The 20,217-nt window shown below is 48.8% G+C and carries 18 protein-coding genes and 4 tRNA genes; 17 read left to right on the top strand and 5 right to left on the bottom strand.

What is annotated here, in order from left to right:
* Positions 1–13: 13 nt before the first annotated feature.
* A complete protein-coding gene (locus AC9UCN_RS00135) occupies positions 14–1,369 on the top strand; it encodes an FAD-dependent oxidoreductase (protein ID WP_509522770.1) in 1,356 nt (451 codons plus the stop codon).
* 5 nt (positions 1,370–1,374) lie between these two features.
* Positions 1,375–2,634, top strand: a complete 1,260-nt coding sequence (locus AC9UCN_RS00130) for an MFS transporter (protein WP_509522769.1) — start codon at positions 1,375–1,377, stop codon at positions 2,632–2,634.
* Here the strand turns inward: AC9UCN_RS00130 and AC9UCN_RS00125 are convergent.
* Positions 2,611–3,099: a YajQ family cyclic di-GMP-binding protein gene (locus AC9UCN_RS00125; RefSeq protein ID WP_509522768.1), complete on the bottom strand. Its 489-nt coding sequence runs from the start codon at positions 3,097–3,099 to the stop codon at positions 2,611–2,613. The genes AC9UCN_RS00130 and AC9UCN_RS00125 overlap by 24 nt on opposite strands.
* 116 nt (positions 3,100–3,215) lie before the next feature.
* Here AC9UCN_RS00125 and AC9UCN_RS00120 point away from each other — a divergent pair.
* The 3 genes from AC9UCN_RS00120 to AC9UCN_RS00110 all read left to right on the top strand — a co-directional run bounded on the left by AC9UCN_RS00120 (position 3,216) and on the right by AC9UCN_RS00110 (position 5,090).
* Positions 3,216–3,297 (top strand) — tRNA-Tyr (locus tag AC9UCN_RS00120).
* 69 nt (positions 3,298–3,366) lie between these two features.
* Positions 3,367–3,771, top strand: coding sequence for a hypothetical protein (locus AC9UCN_RS00115; protein WP_509522767.1), 405 nt, complete (start codon positions 3,367–3,369; stop codon positions 3,769–3,771).
* Between the two features lie 38 nt (positions 3,772–3,809).
* Positions 3,810–5,090 carry an MFS transporter gene (locus AC9UCN_RS00110; RefSeq protein WP_509522766.1) on the top strand — a complete coding sequence of 427 codons (1,281 nt, stop codon included), beginning with the start codon at positions 3,810–3,812 and terminating at the stop codon, positions 5,088–5,090.
* Between the two features lie 2 nt (positions 5,091–5,092).
* On the opposite strand, the gene AC9UCN_RS00105 is transcribed toward AC9UCN_RS00110, so the two are convergent.
* Positions 5,093–6,889 carry a phosphoenolpyruvate carboxykinase (GTP) gene (locus AC9UCN_RS00105; RefSeq protein WP_509522765.1) on the bottom strand — a complete coding sequence of 599 codons (1,797 nt, stop codon included), beginning with the start codon at positions 6,887–6,889 and terminating at the stop codon, positions 5,093–5,095.
* Between the two features lie 147 nt (positions 6,890–7,036).
* Between AC9UCN_RS00105 and AC9UCN_RS00100 the strand changes: the two genes are divergently transcribed.
* Positions 7,037–9,133, top strand: a complete 2,097-nt coding sequence (locus tag AC9UCN_RS00100; RefSeq protein WP_509522764.1) for an MMPL family transporter — start codon at positions 7,037–7,039, stop codon at positions 9,131–9,133.
* Here AC9UCN_RS00100 and AC9UCN_RS00095 read toward each other — a convergent pair.
* Together AC9UCN_RS00095 and AC9UCN_RS00090 are read right to left on the bottom strand one after the other, a co-directional pair.
* Positions 9,123–10,793 carry a glycoside hydrolase family 13 protein gene (locus AC9UCN_RS00095; RefSeq protein ID WP_509522763.1) on the bottom strand — a complete coding sequence of 557 codons (1,671 nt, stop codon included), beginning with the start codon at positions 10,791–10,793 and terminating at the stop codon, positions 9,123–9,125. The genes AC9UCN_RS00100 and AC9UCN_RS00095 overlap by 11 nt on opposite strands.
* Complete coding sequence (locus tag AC9UCN_RS00090) at positions 10,778–12,445, bottom strand: glycoside hydrolase family 13 protein (protein WP_509522762.1); 1,668 nt, start codon at positions 12,443–12,445, stop codon at positions 10,778–10,780. The genes AC9UCN_RS00095 and AC9UCN_RS00090 overlap by 16 nt, the downstream gene beginning before the upstream one ends.
* Positions 12,446–12,540: 95 nt before the next feature.
* Between AC9UCN_RS00090 and AC9UCN_RS00085 the strand changes: the two genes are divergently transcribed.
* The 5 genes from AC9UCN_RS00085 (at position 12,541) to AC9UCN_RS00065 (ending at position 14,650) form a co-directional block, all read left to right on the top strand.
* A tRNA-Thr gene (locus AC9UCN_RS00085) sits at positions 12,541–12,612 on the top strand.
* A gap of 42 nt (positions 12,613–12,654) precedes the next feature.
* Positions 12,655–12,731, top strand: a tRNA-Met gene (locus tag AC9UCN_RS00080).
* A 46-nt stretch (positions 12,732–12,777) separates the two neighbouring features.
* Complete coding sequence (locus AC9UCN_RS00075) at positions 12,778–13,215, top strand: FAS1-like dehydratase domain-containing protein (RefSeq protein ID WP_509522760.1); 438 nt, start codon at positions 12,778–12,780, stop codon at positions 13,213–13,215.
* 2 nt (positions 13,216–13,217) lie between these two features.
* Positions 13,218–13,622, top strand: a complete 405-nt coding sequence (locus AC9UCN_RS00070; RefSeq protein WP_509522758.1) for a MaoC/PaaZ C-terminal domain-containing protein — start codon at positions 13,218–13,220, stop codon at positions 13,620–13,622.
* A complete protein-coding gene (locus AC9UCN_RS00065) occupies positions 13,622–14,650 on the top strand; it encodes a UDP-N-acetylmuramate dehydrogenase (RefSeq protein WP_509522756.1) in 1,029 nt (342 codons plus the stop codon). The genes AC9UCN_RS00070 and AC9UCN_RS00065 overlap by 1 nt, the downstream gene beginning before the upstream one ends.
* Here AC9UCN_RS00065 and AC9UCN_RS00060 read toward each other — a convergent pair.
* Complete coding sequence (locus AC9UCN_RS00060) at positions 14,647–15,843, bottom strand: pyridoxal phosphate-dependent aminotransferase (RefSeq protein ID WP_509522754.1); 1,197 nt, start codon at positions 15,841–15,843, stop codon at positions 14,647–14,649. The two genes, AC9UCN_RS00065 and AC9UCN_RS00060, sit on opposite strands and share 4 nt — an antisense overlap.
* Before the next feature lie 186 nt (positions 15,844–16,029).
* Here AC9UCN_RS00060 and AC9UCN_RS00055 point away from each other — a divergent pair.
* The 6 genes from AC9UCN_RS00055 to AC9UCN_RS00030 all read left to right on the top strand — a co-directional run bounded on the left by AC9UCN_RS00055 (position 16,030) and on the right by AC9UCN_RS00030 (position 20,194).
* Positions 16,030–16,102 (top strand) — tRNA-Trp (locus AC9UCN_RS00055).
* 30 nt (positions 16,103–16,132) lie between these two features.
* Positions 16,133–16,399: a preprotein translocase subunit SecE gene (secE, locus tag AC9UCN_RS00050; protein WP_509522752.1), complete on the top strand. Its 267-nt coding sequence runs from the start codon at positions 16,133–16,135 to the stop codon at positions 16,397–16,399.
* A 21-nt stretch (positions 16,400–16,420) separates the two neighbouring features.
* The gene (gene nusG / locus AC9UCN_RS00045) at positions 16,421–17,326 is read left to right on the top strand and encodes a transcription termination/antitermination protein NusG (RefSeq protein ID WP_509522750.1); all 906 of its coding nucleotides are present in this window, start codon (positions 16,421–16,423) and stop codon (positions 17,324–17,326) included.
* Positions 17,327–17,363: 37 nt separating this feature from the next.
* Positions 17,364–17,795: a 50S ribosomal protein L11 gene (rplK, locus tag AC9UCN_RS00040; protein WP_509522748.1), complete on the top strand. Its 432-nt coding sequence runs from the start codon at positions 17,364–17,366 to the stop codon at positions 17,793–17,795.
* Between the two features lie 105 nt (positions 17,796–17,900).
* A complete protein-coding gene (gene rplA / locus AC9UCN_RS00035) occupies positions 17,901–18,596 on the top strand; it encodes a 50S ribosomal protein L1 (protein ID WP_509522746.1) in 696 nt (231 codons plus the stop codon).
* A 119-nt stretch (positions 18,597–18,715) separates the two neighbouring features.
* Entirely contained in the window at positions 18,716–20,194 is a 1,479-nt protein-coding gene (locus tag AC9UCN_RS00030; RefSeq protein WP_509522744.1) for an NAD-dependent succinate-semialdehyde dehydrogenase, read from the top strand.
* Positions 20,195–20,217 lie beyond the last annotated feature (23 nt).

Genomic DNA, 20,217 nt, shown 5'->3' with positions numbered 1-20,217 from the left:
AAGGAATAGGTAGATGTCAAAGCTAAGGCTTGCGATTGTGGGTGCTGGTCCCGCAGGTATTTACGCAGCCGACCTGATTATCAAATCCGAACTTCGTGACTTTGATGTTTCCATTGATCTTTTTGATTTACTTCCTGCACCTTATGGACTTGTCCGCTACGGTGTTGCTCCAGATCATCCGAGAATCAAAGGAATCATTAGAGCCCTTTATGAAGTTCTCGACCGAGGAGACATTCGATTCTTTGGAAACGTTGAGTACGGCAAAGATATAACTCTTGATGATCTAAAGAAGCACTACAACGCAGTTATCTTCTCAACTGGTGCCGTCAAGGATGCCAACCTAAACATCCCGGGTATCGATCTCGAAGGATCTTTTGGTGCTGCTGCATTTGTGAACTGGTATGACGCCCACCCTGACTTCGAACGTAGCTGGGACCTAAGCGCCAAGGAAATTGCGGTTTTGGGAAACGGCAACGTAGCTTTGGATGTTGCCAGAGTGCTCTCTAAGCCAGCCGAAGCGATGCTTTCAACCGATATTCCAGACAACGTGTACCAGGGACTTCGCGCATCACAAGCTACCGATGTTCATGTCTTTGGTCGAAGAGGACCCGCTCAAGTGAAGTTCTCACCGTTAGAACTTCGTGAGGCAGTACACATAGAGGGAGTAGACACCATCGTCTACGACGAAGATTTCCAGTATGACGAGGGATCACAAAAAGCCATTGACAGCAATAACCAAACCAGAGTCATGGTGAAAACCTTGGAAGAGCTTCGATCAAATGAGACCACTAGCGCTAAGCGCAGACTGCATCTGCACTTCTTTAGTGCACCTGTTGAGATCTTGGAACAAGACGGCAAGGTAGCCGGTCTCAAGATTGAAAGAACCGAGCTTGATGGAACTGGCAACGTGAAGCCCACTGGCGAGTTTCGTGAGTTCTCAATTCAGGCGGTTTATCGCGCAGTTGGATACTTTGGCTCAGAGTTGAGTGAAGTTCCTTTTGACGAAAGAGCTGGCGTTATCCCAAATGACAAGGGACGTGTTTTGGACTCAGATGGGAAACACATTCACGGTGTTTATGCGACCGGTTGGATCAAGCGCGGTCCAGTAGGGCTTATTGGACACACCAAGAGCGATGCAATTGAAACCATTGCCCAGATCATTGAAGACAAGAACAATTGGTGGCAACCGGCATCTCCCTCGGAGGATTCAATAACCGATCTGCTCACTTCGAGAAAGATTGATTTTGTTGGTTGGCCTGAATGGCTCAGAATCGATGCCGAGGAAAAGCGCCTAGGTGAAGTTCAAGAACGCGAGAGAATAAAACTTGTTGAGCGCGAAGACTTCCTAACTGTTGCGAAAAAGAAGTAGCGCACGTGCCCCTTCCTCCAGAAAGACTTAAGAGTGCACAAACAGCACTTGCTGTTTTCTTCTTTACACAGGGATTTGTTGCAATCACCTTTATCCCGCGAATCCCTGAAATCATCGAGCAGATTGGCGTTTCATTCGCGGTTTGGGGTTTGATTATTGGATTTGCAGGAATCGGTTCTTTGTTGCCGCTATTGGTTGCTAACCGATTGGTTGGAAGATTTGGAACCAGGCCAATCATTAATCTCTCGAGCGTGTTTATAGTGCTCTCGGTCATGAGCCTGGCGTGGGCTCCAAATGGTTTCGTTTTCTTTGTCTTTCAAACCGTAATGATGTTCAGCATGAGCTTTTTCAACATCGCAATTAATGCTCAATCTGTGATGCTGCAAAAAAGAGTCAAGCAAGTAATCATCGGTAAGTTCCACGCTGCCTGGAGCATCGGTGCAGGTGCAAGTGCTGCACTCTCTGGAATCATGGCTAGCTTTGTTTCTCTCCAGATTCATTTACTAGTAGTTCCTCTGGTTTGCTTGGTGGTCTTTCAGATTTATGTTCGATCCATGCTTTCACCTGACGAAGATGGTCACAAAGAGGAGAAGCAGGCCTCTAAGAAGGTTCCATTCTTTAAATCTCCAAATCAGCTTTGGCTTCTTTCCCTTGGACTATTCACCGGAGTGTTTCTAGAGCTAGTGATGATGGATTGGTCCGCATTGTTCTCACAGCAGGTAATGCTGCTCTCACCAACTTTGGGAGCGGTGCCTTTCGCATCATTCATGCTTGCCATGATTGGTGGCCGTCTATTGATTACTAGAGCAACGGAGAAATATCACATTAGTGAGCTATCCAAGTGGGGTGGAATCTATGGGTCGATAATGATGGCCATCGGCCTAGTTGTGGCTCCGCCAATTGTCGAGCACAATCCGATTCTGGCCCTAGTTGTTCTTTCATTGTTCTGGGCCCTGGGTGGCTTTGGTCTTGCCCCGCTAGTGCCATCATTCTTTGGAGCAGCGGGCCACGTAACTGGTCTCACGACTTCACAGGCCCTAGCGAGAATGTCCCTACTGAACTCACTGGCTGTAATTGGCGCCAAGGTTGTTATGGGTGGGTTAGCCGAAAGCGTAGGGCTTCAGATAGCTTTCGTTCTGCCAATTGTTTTGATGTTTATCGCCGGAATACTTTCGGGAAGACTTGCCAAGCAAGCTAAGCGCAAGGAAGCTGTTGAAAACGCTTTCCCAATTACCGGTTCACTAACGGTAATTGACGAACTGTAGATCTACTTCTAGATCTTTGGATTTCAGAAGAGCCTGAAGCTCCTGCAAATCATCTCTAGATTTACTTGAAACCCTAAGCTCGTCGCCTTGAATCTGGCTCTTGATACTCTTGGGGCCCTCTTCGCGAATGATCTTTGAAATCTTCTTGGCTTGTTCTTGGTTGATGCCATCTTTTATCTTGGCTTCGATGCGGAATTCTTTACCGGAAGGAAAAGGCTTGCCATCTTCCAGGCTCTTTAGAGAAACTCCACGCTTTACAAGCTTGCTTTGGAAGACATCAAGAATTGCCTTAACTCTTTCTTCGCTATTGGCTTTCATCAGGATCTTTTCACCAGATTGTTCGATCGAGGCACCAACACCTTTGAAGTCGTAGCGTTGTTCGACTTCTTTATGGGCCTGGTTCAAGGCGTTTGCTACTTCTTGTGGGTCAACTTTGCTTACGATGTCGAATGAGGAATCAGCCATGCGGTTAGTTTACCTAAGCAGCCATTGGTTCTCGGGCAAATACCAGTAGTTAGCGTTTGGTAAATATTGGTATCCTTTTAAGGCATCCAAATCCGACTTCATAGATTTTGTTGCATGGCTAGTTACCCAAGCGGCCAAAGGGAACTGACTGTAAATCAGCTGGCTCAGCCTTCGGGGGTTCGAATCCCTCACTAGCCACAAACCCCCACTTATCTTTTTAGGTGGGGGTTTTCCGCCGTGATTTAGAAAACGCACTAAGGAGCAAAGATGTCATTTCCAAGAGTTGGTGGACTTAGAACTGTTGAATTTGGAAACCCAGGCGAATCCCGCAACAAGATTCTGGATTACCTTTTCAATGGAAACAAAAGGGCTACCGCTGGACTGGTCGAATACGACTACGTGGCCGAGAACGAGCCAATTGAGCATGTTGGTGAGATCTTGGTAGTTGTTGGCAACAATGGCGAGGATCTAGGCCGAATCAAGGTAACAAGAGTTGAGGTTGTTAGATTCGACGAGGTCCCCGACGAGTTTGCCCTGGCCGAGGCTGAAGGCGATTTGTCAGGAGATGATTTTAGAAAAAGCCATGGCGACTTCTGGTCCAGTTGCGGCTACGACGTAAAACCTGAGTCAGAGGTCGTGTTGGTGTACTTTGATTTGGTTAGCGCAAACTAAGTTTCCAAAAAAGCTTTCACGATCCCTAGGAGAAGTTCTTGACATCAACAATGGAGTCCAGCCCTGAGCCAAAGGCAAGTGAACCAATGCCGGGCTGGAAAAAGAAAGTGACCGTCTTTCTAGTAGGTCAGACCATCACAACCTTCGGATCGCTACTAGTTCAATACGCGCTGCTGTGGCACCTGACTTTGACTACTAAATCTGGCGTAGTACTAGCTTTGGCGGCGGTCTTCGGATTCTTGCCTCAGGCAGTCGTCTCGATTTTTGCAGGGGTTTGGGCTGATCGAGTAAATCGCAAAGTGATGATCATTCTTTCTGACTCGACAATTGCCCTAGCCACTTTAGTTCTCGCGTTTTTCATGCTTTCCGGAGTAGATGATTTGTGGCTCGTTTTTCTTGTGATGGCCGTTCGTTCTGTCGGTGCTGGCATTCAGATGCCGGCAATTTCAGCACTGATTCCACAGATAGTTCCTACCGACAAACTAATGAGAGTTAATGGAATCAATAGCAGTGTTCAATCCTCACTTTTGATAATTGGCCCTGTTGCTGCGGCTGGATTTTATTCAACTGTTTCGTTGGCAGCAATCCTGTTTGTTGATGTTGTCACCGCAGTTATCGGACTTACTTTATTAGCAACAATTGCCGTTCCAACACTTTCCAGGGCAGCAAGTAATGACAAGCCTTCTTATTTCACAGATTTGAAAGAAGGCTTGAATTACATCTTCAGTCATGACCTAGTTCGCTGGGTAATGGTTATTTACTCGATTGTGTTTTTGCTGGTTGTTGCCCCATCGAATCTTTCCCCATTGATGCTGGTTAGAACCTTTGGCGGCGATGTTTGGCTTCTAACGGTTCTCGAGCTTTCTTTTGGCATTGGAATGGTAGCCGGTGGAGCGCTGATGGCAATATTTGCCTCCAAAATGGATCGGTTGGGATTGATGGTTGGAACCTCAATCCTCTTTGGCGTTCTCGCCGTTGTAATGGGCTTTACAACTAACTTGATTCTTTTCTATAGCTTGTTTTTCCTAATCGGACTAGCTGTCCCGGCGTTCTCAACTTCGTCCATGACTTTGTTACAAGAAACCGTTGAGCCAGAACGCCAAGGACGAGTGTTTGGTTTTGTGGGGATTGTAATGGCGGTAGCCATGCCCCTTGGAATGGCAGTACTTGGACCACTCGCGGACATTGTGTCTGTAGAGATACTGCTGATTGCAACCGGAGCGCTAACCGTCGGTGTGGCTGTGGTTGCAGTTCTGTTACCGGCAGGCAAAAGAGCCATTGCTGCAGCTCACTCCTCAACTGGAGTTGCAACCGACTAGAACTACGCCTTAACTCTGGCTTCTAGTTTCGCCAGCTCTTCAAATAGTTGCCCGGGCATTCTCTCCCCAAATTCCCCGAAGAAGTCTCTGATGGACTCAACTTCTTTAGTCCACGCTTCTGAATCAATCTCAAGCAGTTCTTCGAGGGTTCTTTCATCCACGTCAATGCCAGCGGTGTTCAGCTCGCCAGACTGCGGGACAGTCCCTACCGGTGAAGCTTTACCTTGATTCGTGCCTTCGAGCCTTCCGATAATCCAATCGAGAACGCGAATGTTTTCTGCAAATCCTGGCCAAAGGAATTTGCCATCGGATCCCTTTTTGAACCAATTGACTTGAAAGATCTTGGGCAGGTCTTCTTCGGAAGTTTTATCGGCAAAGCTCAGCCAGTGTGCAAAGTAGTCAGCCATGTTGTAGCCACAAAATGGCAACATCGCAAATGGGTCATGACGGAGCTTCCCAACTGGCCCCTCAGCGGCAGCTGTTTGCTCGCTAGAAATAGTTGCACCCATGAATACTCCGTGCTGCCAAGAAAGCGACTGGGCCACCAGCGGAACATTCTTGGCACGACGTCCACCAAACAAGATTGCATCCAGTGGCACCCCAGAACCGTCATTCCAGTCGGGGCTAATGGTTGCAACGTTCGCTACCGGTAGACAGAATCTCGAATTTGGATGAGCAGCTAGAGTTCCAGAATCTTGAGACCATGGATTTCCACGCCAATCAGTTAGTCCCTCGGGTGGCTGCTCACTTAGCCCCTCCCACCAGACGTCTCCGTCTGAAGTCAAAGCCACGTTGGTGAAGATCACCCCGTGACTCATGGACTCAACCGCAGCACTGTTCGTGGTTGCAGTAGTTCCAGGTGCAACACCGAAGATTCCATACTCAGGATTCATGGCCAGTAACTTTCCAGTGGAATCTGGTCTCATCCAAACAATGTCATCACCAAGGGTTTCAACGTTCCAACCTGGAATTGAGGGGCGAAGCATTGCAAGGTTTGTTTTCCCGCAGGCCGAAGGAAATGCTGCTGTGATGTGAAACTTGCCACCTGTTGGACTAGTTAGCCGAATGAGCAGCATGTGCTCTGCGAGCCAACCTTCTGCTTTACCCATAACCGAACCAATTCGAAGAGCCATGGCTTTTTTGCCCAGCAGTGAATTGCCGCCGTAGCCAGAACCAAAAGACCAGATCTCCCTAGTTTCCGGGTAGTGAACAACGTGCACTTTGTCTGGATTGCAGGGCCAGCTAACATCTTTGATCTTGTTACCCTGATCATCAATTAGCGGACTACCGACGGAATGAACTGCGGGAACCCAGGGTGCTCCTGCTTCAATCTTTTTAGTTACCTCCGGTGAAACCCGGGTCATTATGTGCATTGAGGCAACTACATACGGCGAATCCGTGATCTCAATGCCGTACTGAGTAAATTCAGAACCAATTGGACCCATCGAGAACGGAATCACGTACATCACTCGGCCGCGCATGCTTCCAGTGAAGTTTTCTTTCATCAGAGCGCGCATGGCGTTTGGATCCATCCAGTTGTTAGTTGGGCCGGCGTCTATTTCAAGTTCAGAACAAATAAAAGTCTTTTCTTCAACTCTGGCAACATCTCTGGGATCAGTCCTAGAAAGAAAGCTATCCGGACGAAGTTTTGGATTTAGTGGGATTAGCGATCCGTTTGCAACTAGAAGATTCTTGATCGATTCGAACTCTTGCGCGGATCCGTCGCACCACTTTATTGAGTCGGGCTTGGTTAGAGCTGAAATCTGCTCGACCCAGTCGTTAACGCTAGTAACAGCCACTCAATCCTCCTTGACGAGTAGCCCCAGTCTATTGCCCTCAGAATTCAGGGACCTACGTGATCCTTTCGGCCTGAAGTGAGGGCGGATACCAGCCCTAACGCCTGGTTAGTGGGACAATAAATTCACTCACAAACCAAAGGATCAATCTTGAACAACATTGCCTCATTTATCACTGGACGCAAAACCTCTTGGGTCACACTTCTTATTGGACTTATCTTTGCCGTCTTGGCTTTCGGTCCACTGAGTGCTCCAGAGTCAGATAACGCTCCAACCGATGGACTTCCAGCCAACAACGAGACAGTGCTAGTAAACAAGGCCCTCGAGGATCTTCCAGGAACCGATGGAACCGTTGCCGTAGTTGTTTACTCCTCTGACACCAAGCTCACTGAAGAGCAGGAGCTTTGGATAACTGGAACCTTTGATCCAATGGCTCAGGGTTTTGTTGATGGCGCTGGAGACAAGTTCTTGGATTACACATCAGGCGAACTAAACGGTGAGGCATTTGTTCCGCCGGCTCAAGTTTCAGATGATGGCAAGGTTGCAGTTATAACTGTTCCTCTGGAAGAGATCGAAGAAACAGCAGAGCGCGCTGAGCGCATGGCCGAAATGCGTGCGATAGCTAAAGAGGACATGCCAGCTGGCCTCGAGGTATACATCACCGGTCCTGAAGGTTTCCAGGTTGACATCGCAGGAGTATTTGCCGGTGCAAACTTCACTCTGCTTCTTTCCACAGTAATCATCGTTGCCGTACTACTTCTTATTACCTACCGCTCACCAGTTCTTTGGCTAGTGCCACTGATTGTTATTGGTGTTGCAGATGGAATGGCAGCCCAGCTTGCTCCGCAACTTGCAACAATATTTTTAGGAAGCCCGGCTGATGGCTCTATCACGGGTATTTTGTCAGTTCTGGTTTTTGGTGCAGGAACCAACTACGCATTATTGCTAATCGCGCGCTATCGGGAAGAGTTACTCCTTGCTGAAGATCGCCACCAGGCGATGAACAAGGCGCTTAGGGGCGTTACGCCGGCGGTGTTGGCATCCGGTGGAACCGTAGCCCTTGCCTTACTCACATTGCTGTTTGCAGAACTTGGCGGAAACCGAACTCTAGGACTAGTTGTGGCCGGTGGAATCATCATGGCAATGTTTGCGGCCCTGGTTGTTCTACCAGCAGCAATCGTGGTTTTTGGTCGCGGCTTGTTCTGGCCATTTGTTCCAAAATTCGGTGGGGTAAACAAATCTGAAACAGGACTTTGGGCCAAGCTCGGACGCGGCGTAAGCAAGCGTCCAGTTATTGTCTCGATTGCTGGTTTTGTTATCTTGGCAATCTTGAGCTTTGGTGCAACCGGCGTAAAGGTCGGCCTGTCTTCCACTGAGCAATTCCGAGTGGCTCCAGAAGCCGCCGTTGGCCAAGACGTGTTGGCTGAGGCTTTCCCGGCAGGTTCAACATCGCCAGCGATTGTTATTGCCAACAACGGCTACGAAGATGAAGTTGCTTCTGCTGCTGAAAAAGTAAGCGGTGTTGCTGAGGTAACCATCGGGGACAGTAACTCCGATATCACCAAGATCGATGTGGTTTTGGACGCTGAATCACAGTCTGAAGAGGCGTATGTGATCATTCGTGAGCTTCGTCAAGAACTTGGTGCCATCGAAGGTGCAGATGCTCTGGTTGGTGGTCTGGACGCTCAGCGACTAGACGTCAAGGACACTTACGCTTCTGACCAGCTGACAGTTATTCCAATGATCTTGATCTTGGTATTCCTAGTGCTGGTTCTATTGCTTCGATCACTGGTAGCACCAATCTTGCTACTACTAACCGTGGTCGCATCCTTCTTCTCCGCTATTGGAGCCAGCTGGTTGCTGTTTGAAAACGTATTTGGATTGCCGGCACTGGATCTATCGGTATTCCTGTACAGTTTCTTGTTCCTAGTAGCCCTTGGTGTTGATTACAACATCTTCTTGGTCACTCGAGCGAAGGAAGAAGCTGAGAAGCTCGGTCTCAAAGAAGGAATGATTAAGGCCCTTGCTTCAACCGGTGGCGTTATCACCAGTGCGGGTATCTTGCTCGCGGCAGTGTTCGCAGTCCTTGGAGTTCTGCCGCTGATTGCTCTCTACCAAATTGGAATCATCGTGGGTATCGGTGTGTTGCTAGATACCCTCTTGGTAAGAACAGTGATTGTGCCATCGCTCGCGTTTATCACCGGAAAGTACTTCTGGTGGCCAAATCACAAGAAGGCTAAGGCTTAACCCAAGCACACTGATTATTTGCTAGCTGCTTGCCACTTAGTGGCTGGCTTGAAAGCAAGATCTCAAAACTAGACAGGTCAACTGGCTGCACTCCGAAGTTGTAGAGGACCTTTACGCCGGAGTTTTCATAGCCAAGTGTTTCTGGACCCTTGTGATTAGCCAACCAACTGAACGAGCCCTCACCTAGACCAAACTGTTTTCTTAATCCAAGAGCGGTTTTGTAAAAGGAAAGTGTTGATTCGGGGTTCTTCTCCTGAATCGATCTTGCAAGTTCTTTGTAACTTGACGGTTGCGGCAGCCAACTCTTGCCTGATTCACTAAACCCGCTTGAATCACCTTCCGGTTCCCAGGGAAGTGGAATGCGGCATCCGTCTCTACCAACTCTTTGGCCATTGGTTCTAGCAAAAGTTGGATCTTGGCGATATTTGTTTTCTAGAGTTGTGTGCTCGGGAAGACCGAGCTCCTCACCCTGATATAGGTAGCTGGCTCCTGGAAGTCCGAGCATAAAAAGGGTTGCTCCCTTAGCAATTTGTAGACCCAGCACCGGATCTGGCTGAGGTTGATCGGATCCAATTCCATCTGATGCAGTAGCGCGTCCGTAATCACCGCCAAATCTAGAGGCATGCCTGATTACGTCGTGATTATTTAGCACCCAGGTTGAGGGAGCACCAACCCCATCGAAGGCTTCGAAAGATTCATTAATGGCGTCAAAGAGTTTCTTGAAATCCCAACCTGCATCCAGAAAACGAAAGTTAAATGTCTGGTGAAACTCATCTGATCTAACCCACTTAGCCATTAGAGAAAGCGGATAAACATAAGCCTCCCCGCACATAGCCCTTTCGCCAGGGTAGCTTTCTAAAATCTTGCGCCAGTTTTTGAATATTTCATGCACTTCTTCTTGGAACCACATCGGAGGATTCTCTCGGCCCTCAATGAATCCGGCTCCCGCTTCGTGAACGTAAGGGTGATCAGGAAGACCTTCTGATTTGGCCATTGCGTGGGGCTGGTCCACTCGAAAACCATCAACGCCCCTATCGAGCCAAAACATCAATATGTTTTCAAACTCCAGTTGCACCTCAGGATTTGCCCAGTTCAAATCCGGCTGAGAGGAATCAAAAAGATGCACAAACCACTGTCCAGGCTTGCCATCTTTCTCAATGACTCTGGTCCAAGCCGGTCCACCAAACATCGACACCCAGTTATTTGGAGGCAGCTCGCCATTTTCCCCTAAGCCATCTTTGAAGTGGTAGAACGCACGCTCGGGTGAACCTGGTTCTGCAGCTAAAGCTTTCTGGAACCACTGATGCTGATCGGAGCTATGGTTTGGAACAAGATCGATCATTACGCGAATACCAAGTCCGTGAGCTTTTTCTAGAAGATCATCAAAATCACTAAGCGTTCCAAAAATTGGATCAACGTCTACGTAATTGGCTACGTCGTAGCCGGCATCTTTTTGTGGCGAAGAGTAAAAGGGAGAAAGCCAAATAGCGTCGATACCAAGAGCGGCCAGAGAATCAAGTCTTGAAGTGATTCCCTTTAGATCTCCCAGTCCATCGCCATCGGAGTCAGCAAATGATCGGGGGTAGATCTGATAGATAACTCCAGAGCGCCACCACTGGGAACCTGGTTGAGCAAGGTGAGTAACTAGGGCTTGATCCATGTGCTCTGGTTTGCCTCGAGTTGCCCTCCAGCAGTTAGTGAGCTCTGCGTGGAGACGATTACTTCTCCAGCCGGCACAGTAATCAACTCTGGACCGAAGTTACTTAGCACAAGGACACCGTTATTAACATAAGCAAGTGAATTGGCCGAGGAATACTCTGGAGCCCAGCGGAACTCACCGGATCCAAGCGCTAGCTTCTTTCTTTCAGCAATCAATTTCTTGTATAGCTCAAGAGTTGAACCAGAAACGCCTTCCTGAACATCTCTTGCATACTTCTTATAAGTTGCCGGAGCAGGTAACCAAGATTTGCCGGTTGAGTTAAAGCCAAAAGAAACACCACCATTAGCTTCCCAAGGAAGTGGCACTCGACAACCATCTCTTCCAACTCGTTCACCCTTAGTTCGAGAAAAAGTTGGATCTTGACGATACTTTCCTTCAAGTGTGGTGTGTTCTGGAAGACCTAGCTCTTCACCCTGGTAAAGGTAAGCGCCGCCAGGAATACCAAGCATGAAAGCGGTGGCAGCGCGACCTCTTTTTTGACCGAGTTCTTCATCTGGCTGTTCCATTCCAGGACCAATACCCGAGCCTTGCGGTGGAGGTTTTTCAACACCAAATCTGGAAACGTGGCGAATCACATCGTGGTTTGAAAGAACCCAAGTTGATGGAGCACCAACTGAACCAAAGGCCTCAAGGGAATCACTAATGACTTTCACCAAAGGTTCTTTTGCCCAAGGAGTCTCTAGGTATCCAAAGTTGAAAGTCTGGTGGTACTCGTCAGGTCTAACCCACTTAGCCATGCGAGATAGAGGTAAGACCCAAGCCTCGGCACACATAGCCCGATCGTCATACTCGTCCAGAATCTTTCTCCAAGAGCGAATAATGTCGTGAACACCTTCTTGTCCCCAGAACGGGTGCGGGTTGTTCGGGTCATGTTCAAGTGTTTGGCTTTGTGCAGCAGTAATGTTCGGTAACCCAGGAGCTTTGACAAGCCCGTGGGCCACGTCGATACGGAAACCATCAACACCCTTATCTAGCCAGAAACGCAAGACCCCAGCGAAGAACTCTTGCACCTTTGGGTTCTCCCAGTTGAAATCAGGCTGGGAGGAATCAAAGATATGTAGGTACCACTGACCTAAAGAACCATCTGCCTCAGTGATACGGGACCAAGCCTGACCACCAAAGACGGACTCCCAGTTGTTTGGAGGCAGTTCACCGTTTTCACCTTTGCCATCACGGAACATATACATGTCCCGCTCCGGTGAACCAGGAGCAGCTTTTAGGGCTTTCTGAAACAATTCGTGCTGGTCAGAGGAGTGATTAGGAACTAGATCAACAATGATCCTGATTCCAAGAGATTTTGCTTTAGCTAGTAGCTTGTCGAAGTCCTCGTTGGTTCCAAATAGCGGATCGATCGACTTGTAATCAGAAACGTCGTAACCAGCGTCTTTTTGTGGGGACTTGAAAAATGGTGAGAACCAAATGGCGTCGATACCAAGTGCTTGGAGACTTTCAAGCCTCGACTCAACTCCTCTTAGGTCACCGATGCCATCGCCGTCACCATCTGCGAAAGAGCGAGGATAGATCTGGTAGATAACTGCTGTTTGCCACCACTTGGGCTGCTTGATTGATTGATGCAAGATAGTCGAATCCATGCCCATAAGCCTAGAACAAGAGCTACCTAGAACTGTTTGCTAGCCCTATTACAGCCGTGCTAATCTGCTTTAGTTGCTAGGTTCAATCCAAAAACGCCCCGATAGCTCAGTGGTAGAGCACTTCCATGGTAAGGAAGGGGTCGACAGTTCAATCCTGTCTCGGGGCTCGACTAATAAGCTAACAAGAGAAATACAACTGTTTAGTCCCCGGCGGGGTAGCTCAGGTGGTTAGAGCACACGACTCATAATCGTGGGGTCGCGGGTTCGAGTCCCGCCTCCGCTACCAAATCAATCAACGGGTGATTCTTCAAGGACCTAGATACAGTTAACAAATGGTCAATCCAGCTATCGAAGGCAAAATTTACCCAAGGACTTCTAGTTACCTTGTCGGCCGCGAAAAAATCCGCGAATTTGCCAAAGCTGTTTTCTCTAAAGACCCAGCCAATCTAGATCTAGAAGCAGCCAAAAAGCAGGGCTATAAAGACCTAATCGCCCCGCCAACTTTCGCAGTGGTGATTCAAGAGCGTTCGCTAACACAGGTAATTACCGACAAAGAAGCCGCCCTAGATTTTTCAAGGGTTGTTCACGGCGACCAGCGCTTTATTCACGTCAGGCCCATAGTCGCCGGCGATGAGCTAACTAGCGAACTAAAGGTCGCCAGCGTCAAACAGCTGGCAGGAAATTCGATGGTCAGCTTCGAAACTCAGATTTTTGACTCCAACCAAGACCTTGTCTGCACAGCAATCTCAACTCTTGTGGTGCGAGGTTAAGCATGAGCCTAACTATCGGTCAAGCACTTCCCGCCAGAGAGTTTCACTTCACCCGTGAGAGCCTGGTTCGCTACGCCGGAGCCTCAGGGGATTTCAACGCAATTCATTACCGCGACGATGTTGCAAAGGCAGTTGGCCTACCGGGAGTGCTAGCTCACGGCATGCTCACCATGGGAGCTGCAGTGCAGTCCGTGGTGGATTTTCTAGGAGACAGCGGAAAAGTAATTGACTACCAGGTTCGCTTCACCAAACCTGTTTTAGTTGATGCAGTCAAGGGCGCAACTTTGGTTGTGAACGCAACGGTAGTTGAAGTAGACGAGGCTGCGAAAGTCGCTCGAATCGACCTATCGGCAACCTGCGACGATGTTGTGGTTCTAGGAAAAGCACAAGTTCGAGTGAGTATCTAGTGACCAAGCTTTCCGAGCTAACATCGATGCGCGTTGGTGGCGAGCCAGCTGAGCTAATCGTTTGCTCGACAACCGCGGAATTAATTGACTGCGCCAAGAGAGTTTGGGCATCTGGCGAAGACTGGTTACTTATTGGCGGCGGAACCAACATGGTGGTTTCCGAAAGCATTGAAGATCTTTCCGTTATTCAAATCAAAACCAAGGGCATCGAAAAGAAAACTGTTGGCGATAAGCAAATCTGGCGAATCCAAGCCGGTGAAGATTGGGATGAGCTTGTAGCCAAAACTGTTAGCGAAGGACTCGCTGGCATTGAAGCCATGAGCGGTATCCCAGGAAGCGTTGGAGCATCGCCGGTACAAAACATCGGTGCATACGGCCAAGAACTAAGTGATGTGTTTTTGAAAGCAGAGTTTTTAGATTACGAATCAGGTGAGCTGGTAATCCTTGAGCCAAAAGATATGAAATTTGGTTACCGCGATAGCGCAATCAAAAAAGGAAGACTAGGACTTATTACCTTTATCGAAATCGAACTTCTAGATCTTGCTGGCAAAGCCAGGCCGCTCTATTCAGGTCAAATTGCAAAAGATCTCAATTCTGAAATGGGAGCTCAGCCAAGTTTGGTTCAAGTGCGGGAGTCGGTTCTCAAGCTTCGCGCTTCTAAATCGATGGTGCTAGATCCAAAGGATCCAAACAGTGTGAGCTGTGGCAGCTTCTTTACAAACCCAATCGTTAGTGACACATTCGCTAGAACACTTCCTGCCGATGCCCCATCTTGGGAAACACCGGAAGATGATGGATTAACAGTCAAAATAAGCGCAGCTTGGTTGATTGAGCAATCTGGAATTGATAAAGGCTTTAGTTTGCCAGGGTCAAAAGCTGCAATTTCTCAAAAGCATGCTTTGGCAATAACCAATCGCGGTGGTGCAACGGCAGATGAAATCGTCGAGCTCGCAAGATACATTCAAGAACGAGTTGCAGCGAAATTTGGAATCAACTTGGTTCCAGAACCAAACCTGATTGGGTTTTAGCCAAAGAGTTTTTGTAGGCGCTGGATGCCTTCAACAATTGGCTCATCGCCAAGTGCGTAGCTCATGCGAACATAACCTGAAGGTCCAAACGCTTCACCAGCAACTAGCGCAACCTCGGCTTTTTCCAAGATGAGATCACAAAGCTCCAAAGAAGTGTTGATTTGTTTGCCAGCCCAGCTCTTTCCAAGAAGTCCTCGAACGTCCGAGTAAACATAGAAGGCACCTTGTGGCATTGGAGCCAACCAGTTGTCAATCTTGCCAAGCTCGGAAACAGCAAGCTTTCGTCTGCGATCGAATGCTTGAAGCATGTTCTGAACTTCGTCTTGCGCTCCAGTTAGGGCAGCGAGCGCAGCTTTTTGTGCGATGTTGTTCACGTTTGATGTCAGGTGCGACTGCAAGTTAGCAGCAGCCTTCATGGCATCTGCTGGTCCTGCCATCCAACCAAGACGCCATCCGGTCATCGCGTAACTCTTGGCAACACCGTTGACCATGATCGTCTTGTCGATTAGCTCTGGCACAACTTCAGTAATTGAATAAGCCTTTATGCCGTCATAAACCAAGTTCTGATAGATCTCATCGGTGATTACCCACAGGTCGTTCTTGTGTGCCCAGTTACCGATTGCCCCAATCTCTTCCTTGGAATAAACCGCACCGGTTGGGTTAGAAGGTGAACACATCAGTAGCACCTTGGTGCGGGCAGTCTTTGCTTTATCTAGCTGTTCAACGGTGACTTTGTAGCCCTGTTCGCTTCCTGCAAAAACCTCAACTGTTTTTCCACCAGCAAGTGCAATTGCTTCTGGATAAGTAGTCCAATACGGAGTAGGCAATAAAACCTCGTCGCCTGCATCGAGCAGCACGGCGAAGGCTTGATAAACGGCTTGCTTGCCACCGTTAGTAACAACGACTTGGCTAGCGGTAACTTCAGTGCCGGAGTCCCTTAGGGTCTTTTGGGCGATTGCTTCGCGAAGATCTGGAAGACCAACCGCTGGGGTATAGCGGTGGTTCTTTGGGTCCACAACAGCTTTGCTAGCTGCTTCAACGATATGAGCGGGGGTCGGAAAGTCAGGTTCCCCAGCTGCGTAGCTGATTACTGGGCGACCTTCAGCCTGTAAGGCTTTGGCCTTGGCATCGACTTTGAGGGTCGCAGACTCAGCTATGGCAGCTATTCGCTTGGAGATTCGGGAGGCGTTCACGTATCTAAGCCTAGCTTGGAGGCTTCAGGTAAGGATCGACCCTTTGCAATCTGGGGGAGGGCAGATTAGAGTAGGAGTCAGTAGTTGACAGCTGCGGGAAGCCTAATCTGGCAAATTATCCATATTTAGATTCAATCTAGAAGTGTGTCATTTGTCCTTTGATCAACGAAGCTGTTTAGCCCCTAAAGGGCGGTGGCTCAATTGGTAGAGCAGCGGTCTCCAAAACCGCAGGTTGCAGGTTCGAGTCCTGTCCGCCCTGCAGACAACGATAGATCGGAAAGAAGTAGTAATGGCAGATGAGCTTCAGCCAGCAGAGGACTTGGTAGTAAAAGCCAAGGCCGATCGCGCTGCAACTCGCAACATCTTCGGAAGAATCATTTTGTTCTTCAAGCAGGTTCTAGCTGAGCTTCGTAAAGTTACTAGACCTACTCATAAGGAGCTTGTTAGCTTTACGGGAGTAGTTCTAGCCTTCGTAGTAGTTGTGATGGCAATTCTTTCCGGTATGGACTTCGTTTTCTACAACCTCGTTACATTCACCTTCACACCAACAAACTAGTTTCAGACAAGGAAACCTCAATTGAGCGAGATCGAACAGACAGAACTCGAGACCGAGACCACTGCCGCACCCGCAGCAGCTTTCTCTGCGGTTGAAGAAGTGACCGCGGTCGCTACCCCGGAAGCTCCTGTCGAGACACCTACTTTTGGTAACACTCCTTACCAAGCACCAGAGGGAACCCCCGAGGCTCCAGTCTCAGAAGAGTTCTTTGTTGAAGACGCTGCTGTTGTAGCGGAAACCGATTCGGTTTCTGAAGAAAGCTCCTCTTCCGAAGTTTCTGAAGAAGCGGCTAAGGACGAGGACCCATACCGCGTATTCAAGGCCGAGCTGCGCTCGCAACCTGGAAAGTGGTTCGTAGTTCACTCCTACGCAGGATATGAAAAGCGTGTGAAGCAGAACATCGAAAACAGACAACTTGCAATCGACGGTGGAGACAAGATCTTCCAGATCGAGGTTCCAATGGAAGACACCATTGAAATCAAGAACGGTCAGAGAAAGCTAGTTTCCAAAGTCCGCATTCCAGGTTATGTTCTAGTTCGCATGGAAATGACTGAAGAGTCTTGGTCACTTGTTCGTCACACTCCAGCAGTCACCGGCTTCGTTGGTAACTCTCAGAACCCGACTCCCTTGAGACCAGACGAAGCATTCGAAATGCTAAAGACCCTTTACGTTCTTCCAGAAGAGGCTTCCGCTAAGGCTGCGGTTAAGGGAACTCAGATGGTCAAGGGTAAAGCTCGCGCTGTTCCAATCAAGATTGATTTCAAGGTTGGCGAGTCCATCATGATCAAGGACGGATCCTTCGCAGGTCTTCCTGGAACAATTTCTGAAATCAAGCCAGAGTCTGGAAAGCTCACCGTATTGGTTTCCCTATTCGAGCGCGAGACTCCCGTGGAGCTTGGCTTCGAACAAGTCGGACCACTGAACTAAAGATTTATCTAAACCACTAAAAAAGGAAAACAAGCAAATGGCACCCAAGAAAAAAGTCACTGGAATGATCAAGCTTCAGATCCAGGCAGGCGCTGCTAACCCAGCTCCACCGATCGGTCCGGCTCTAGGTCAGCACGGAGTGAACATCATGGAGTTCTGCACCGCGTATAACAACGCAACTGCAGACCAAAAAGGAAACGTCGTACCGGTAGAGATCACCGTCTACGAAGACCGTTCCTTCACCTTTATCCTGAAGACTCCTCCAGCAGCCGAGCTAATCAAGAAAGCTGCAGGGGTACCAAAGGGTTCTGCTACCCCTCACACTGACAAAGTGGCGCACCTTTCCAAGGAGCAGCTACTAAAGATTGCCGAGACCAAGATGGCTGACCTAAACGCCAACGACGTTGAAGCAGCTGCAAAGATCATCGCCGGAACCGCCCGATCCATGGGTATTACCGTCGACGCCTAGAACCTTAGGCAAAAGCACCAAAAGCAACAAAAAAACTAAAGAAGTCGTGGGAGAACCAGATCGGTTCGCTAACCACAACTGTGACCAGAAAAGGAATAACAGCACATGCCAAAAAGATCAAAGGCTTATTTAGAAGCCGCAAGCAAAATCACCGAGGGTAAGTTCTATACCCCAGCCGAGGCAATTGCCTTGGTTCGCGAGACCGGATCAAAGAAGTTTGACTCAACTGTTGAAGTTGCCGTCAAGCTAGGTGTTGACCCTCGCAAAGCAGACCAGATGATTCGTGGAACTGTATCGCTTCCTCACGGAACCGGTAAGACTGCCCGCGTAATCGTTTTCGCAACCGGTCCAGCAGCTGAAGCTGCTATCAAAGCCGGAGCCGACGAAGTCGGTGGCGACGAACTGATTGAAAAGGTAGCTGCCGGATGGGTCGACTTCGACTCCGCAGTTTCCACCCCAGAGCTAATGGGTAAGGTGGGCCGCCTTGGAAAAGTTCTTGGTCCTCGTAACCTAATGCCAAACCCAAAGACTGGAACCGTTACTCCAGATGTTGCAAAGGCTGTAACTGACATCAAGGGCGGAAAGATTGAGTTCCGTATCGACAAGCAGTCCAACCTTCACTTCATTATTGGTAAGGCTTCCTTCTCAGCTAGCCAGCTAGTTGAAAACCTAGCTGCAGCTATGGACGAGATTCAGCGTCTGAAGCCAGCAAGCTCAAAGGGTAAGTACATTATCAAGACAGCTCTTTCCACTACCTTTGGTCCAGGCATCTTGCTGGACACCACAGTAGCCAAGGCCTAACTACAAGCCACAGAGCCGAAGACCAACGGTCTTCGGCTCTGGCTTTAGGTCTATAAGTAGACTTGAACCAGAAAGCCCAAATCACCAAGGCTTAAAGAGCCTGTAAGGACGAGTGCCAGATGTTCTCCGCTGCAGATGAAAAGCGCGTATTAGATCTTGTTCCACGGGGCATATTTGTTAACGGTTCTTGGAAAGAATCAGCCGACAAGAAAACTCTTGATGTAATCGACCCAGCTACCGGCAAGGTGCTTGTCGCTATTGCTGACGCTGCCCCTGAAGATGGCATGGCTGCCATCGAGGCTGCCCATAACGCCCAGGCCGCCTGGGCCAAAACTGCTCCAAGAGAGCGCGCAGAGATCTTGCGCGCAGCCTTTGAAAAAGTAACCGAGATGGCCGACGAGTTTGCACTTGTAATGTCCCTAGAGATGGGTAAACCATTTGCTGAAGCCAAGGGCGAAGTAGCCTACGGAGCAGAGTTTTTGCGCTGGTTCTCCGAAGAGGCCCCAAGAATAACTGGCCGCTACGGAACAGCACCTGATGGCAAGAACCGAATCATGGTTCTAAAAAAGCCAGTTGGCCCTTCCTTGTTTATTACCCCCTGGAACTTCCCGCTGGCAATGGCTACAAGAAAGATGGCGCCAGCCATCGCAGCTGGCTGCACCATGATCCTAAAACCAGCTGCTCTGACACCTTTGACTTCAATGTTGTTCGTAAAGGTCTTGGAAGACATTGGTTTACCAAAGGGAGTCATCAACGTTGTCCAGACCACAAGACCAGGTTTGGTTACTGGGCCGATAATCAAGGACGAAAGACTTCGCAAACTTTCCTTCACTGGTTCTACTGGTGTTGGAAGAGCACTTATTGCTGACTCCGCTGATCGAGTGCTAAAGGTATCGATGGAACTTGGTGGCAATGCACCGTTCATTGTTTTCGAAGATGCCGATCTAGATAAGGCAGTAGAGGGCGCGATGCTAGCTAAGCTTCGCAACATGGGAGAAGCCTGCACCGCAGCCAACCGAATGATTGTTCACGAATCGGTAGCCGGAGAGTTTTCCAAGCGTCTTGCAGACAAAATGTCTAAGCTCAAAGTTTCAAGAGGAACCGAAGACGGAGCCAACATCGGACCTCTTATCGACGAAAAGAGCAGGAACACCGTTCACGCTCTGGTAGCTGATGCCGTTTCTAAGGGCGCCAAGGTTCTAACCGGGGGAGCTATTCCAACAGGTGAGGGATACTTCTACCCACCAACAGTTTTAGTTGATGTGCCAACAAATGCAGAAATTCTCAAAGAAGAAATCTTTGGTCCTGTGGCACCGGTTGTTACCTTCAAGACCGAAGACGAAGCAGTCAAGATTGCAAACTCCACCGAGTATGGATTAATCGCTTATGCATTCACCCAAAACCTAAATCGTGGGCTAAGACTCGCGGAAAAGCTTGAAGTCGGCATGTTTGGACTAAACGCTGGGGTGATTTCAAACCCTGCTGCGCCATTTGGAGGAGTAAAATCGTCAGGGTTAGGCCGTGAAGGCGGTTTTGAAGGAATCGAAGAGTATCTAGAAACTGTCTATGTTGGCATCGCTGATCCGATGAACGACTAGCAACAAAGGAAAAGGGAAATAGC

This window comes from Rhodoluna sp. (assembly GCF_036721215.1).
Lineage (GTDB): Bacteria > Actinomycetota > Actinomycetes > Actinomycetales > Microbacteriaceae > Rhodoluna.
The sequence above is the reverse complement of the archived record's forward strand: the minus strand, read 5'-3'. Positions and strand labels throughout refer to the sequence as shown.

Excerpts from the sequence above, each read along its gene's own strand:
- AC9UCN_RS00135 (WP_509522770.1), top strand. The coding sequence starts at position 14 with ATGTCAAAGCTAAGGCTTGCGATTGTGGGTGCTGGTCCCGCAGGTATT.
- AC9UCN_RS00125 (WP_509522768.1), bottom strand. The coding sequence starts at position 3,099 with ATGGCTGATTCCTCATTCGACATCGTAAGCAAAGTTGACCCACAAGAA.
- AC9UCN_RS00115 (WP_509522767.1), top strand. The coding sequence starts at position 3,367 with ATGTCATTTCCAAGAGTTGGTGGACTTAGAACTGTTGAATTTGGAAAC.
- AC9UCN_RS00095 (WP_509522763.1), bottom strand. The coding sequence starts at position 10,793 with ATGGATCAAGCCCTAGTTACTCACCTTGCTCAACCAGGTTCCCAGTGG.
- AC9UCN_RS00090 (WP_509522762.1), bottom strand. The coding sequence starts at position 12,445 with ATGGATTCGACTATCTTGCATCAATCAATCAAGCAGCCCAAGTGGTGG.
- AC9UCN_RS00075 (WP_509522760.1), top strand. The coding sequence starts at position 12,778 with ATGGTCAATCCAGCTATCGAAGGCAAAATTTACCCAAGGACTTCTAGT.
- AC9UCN_RS00070 (WP_509522758.1), top strand. The coding sequence starts at position 13,218 with ATGAGCCTAACTATCGGTCAAGCACTTCCCGCCAGAGAGTTTCACTTC.
- secE (WP_509522752.1), top strand. The coding sequence starts at position 16,133 with ATGGCAGATGAGCTTCAGCCAGCAGAGGACTTGGTAGTAAAAGCCAAG.
- rplK (WP_509522748.1), top strand. The coding sequence starts at position 17,364 with ATGGCACCCAAGAAAAAAGTCACTGGAATGATCAAGCTTCAGATCCAG.
- rplA (WP_509522746.1), top strand. The coding sequence starts at position 17,901 with ATGCCAAAAAGATCAAAGGCTTATTTAGAAGCCGCAAGCAAAATCACC.
- AC9UCN_RS00030 (WP_509522744.1), top strand. The coding sequence starts at position 18,716 with ATGTTCTCCGCTGCAGATGAAAAGCGCGTATTAGATCTTGTTCCACGG.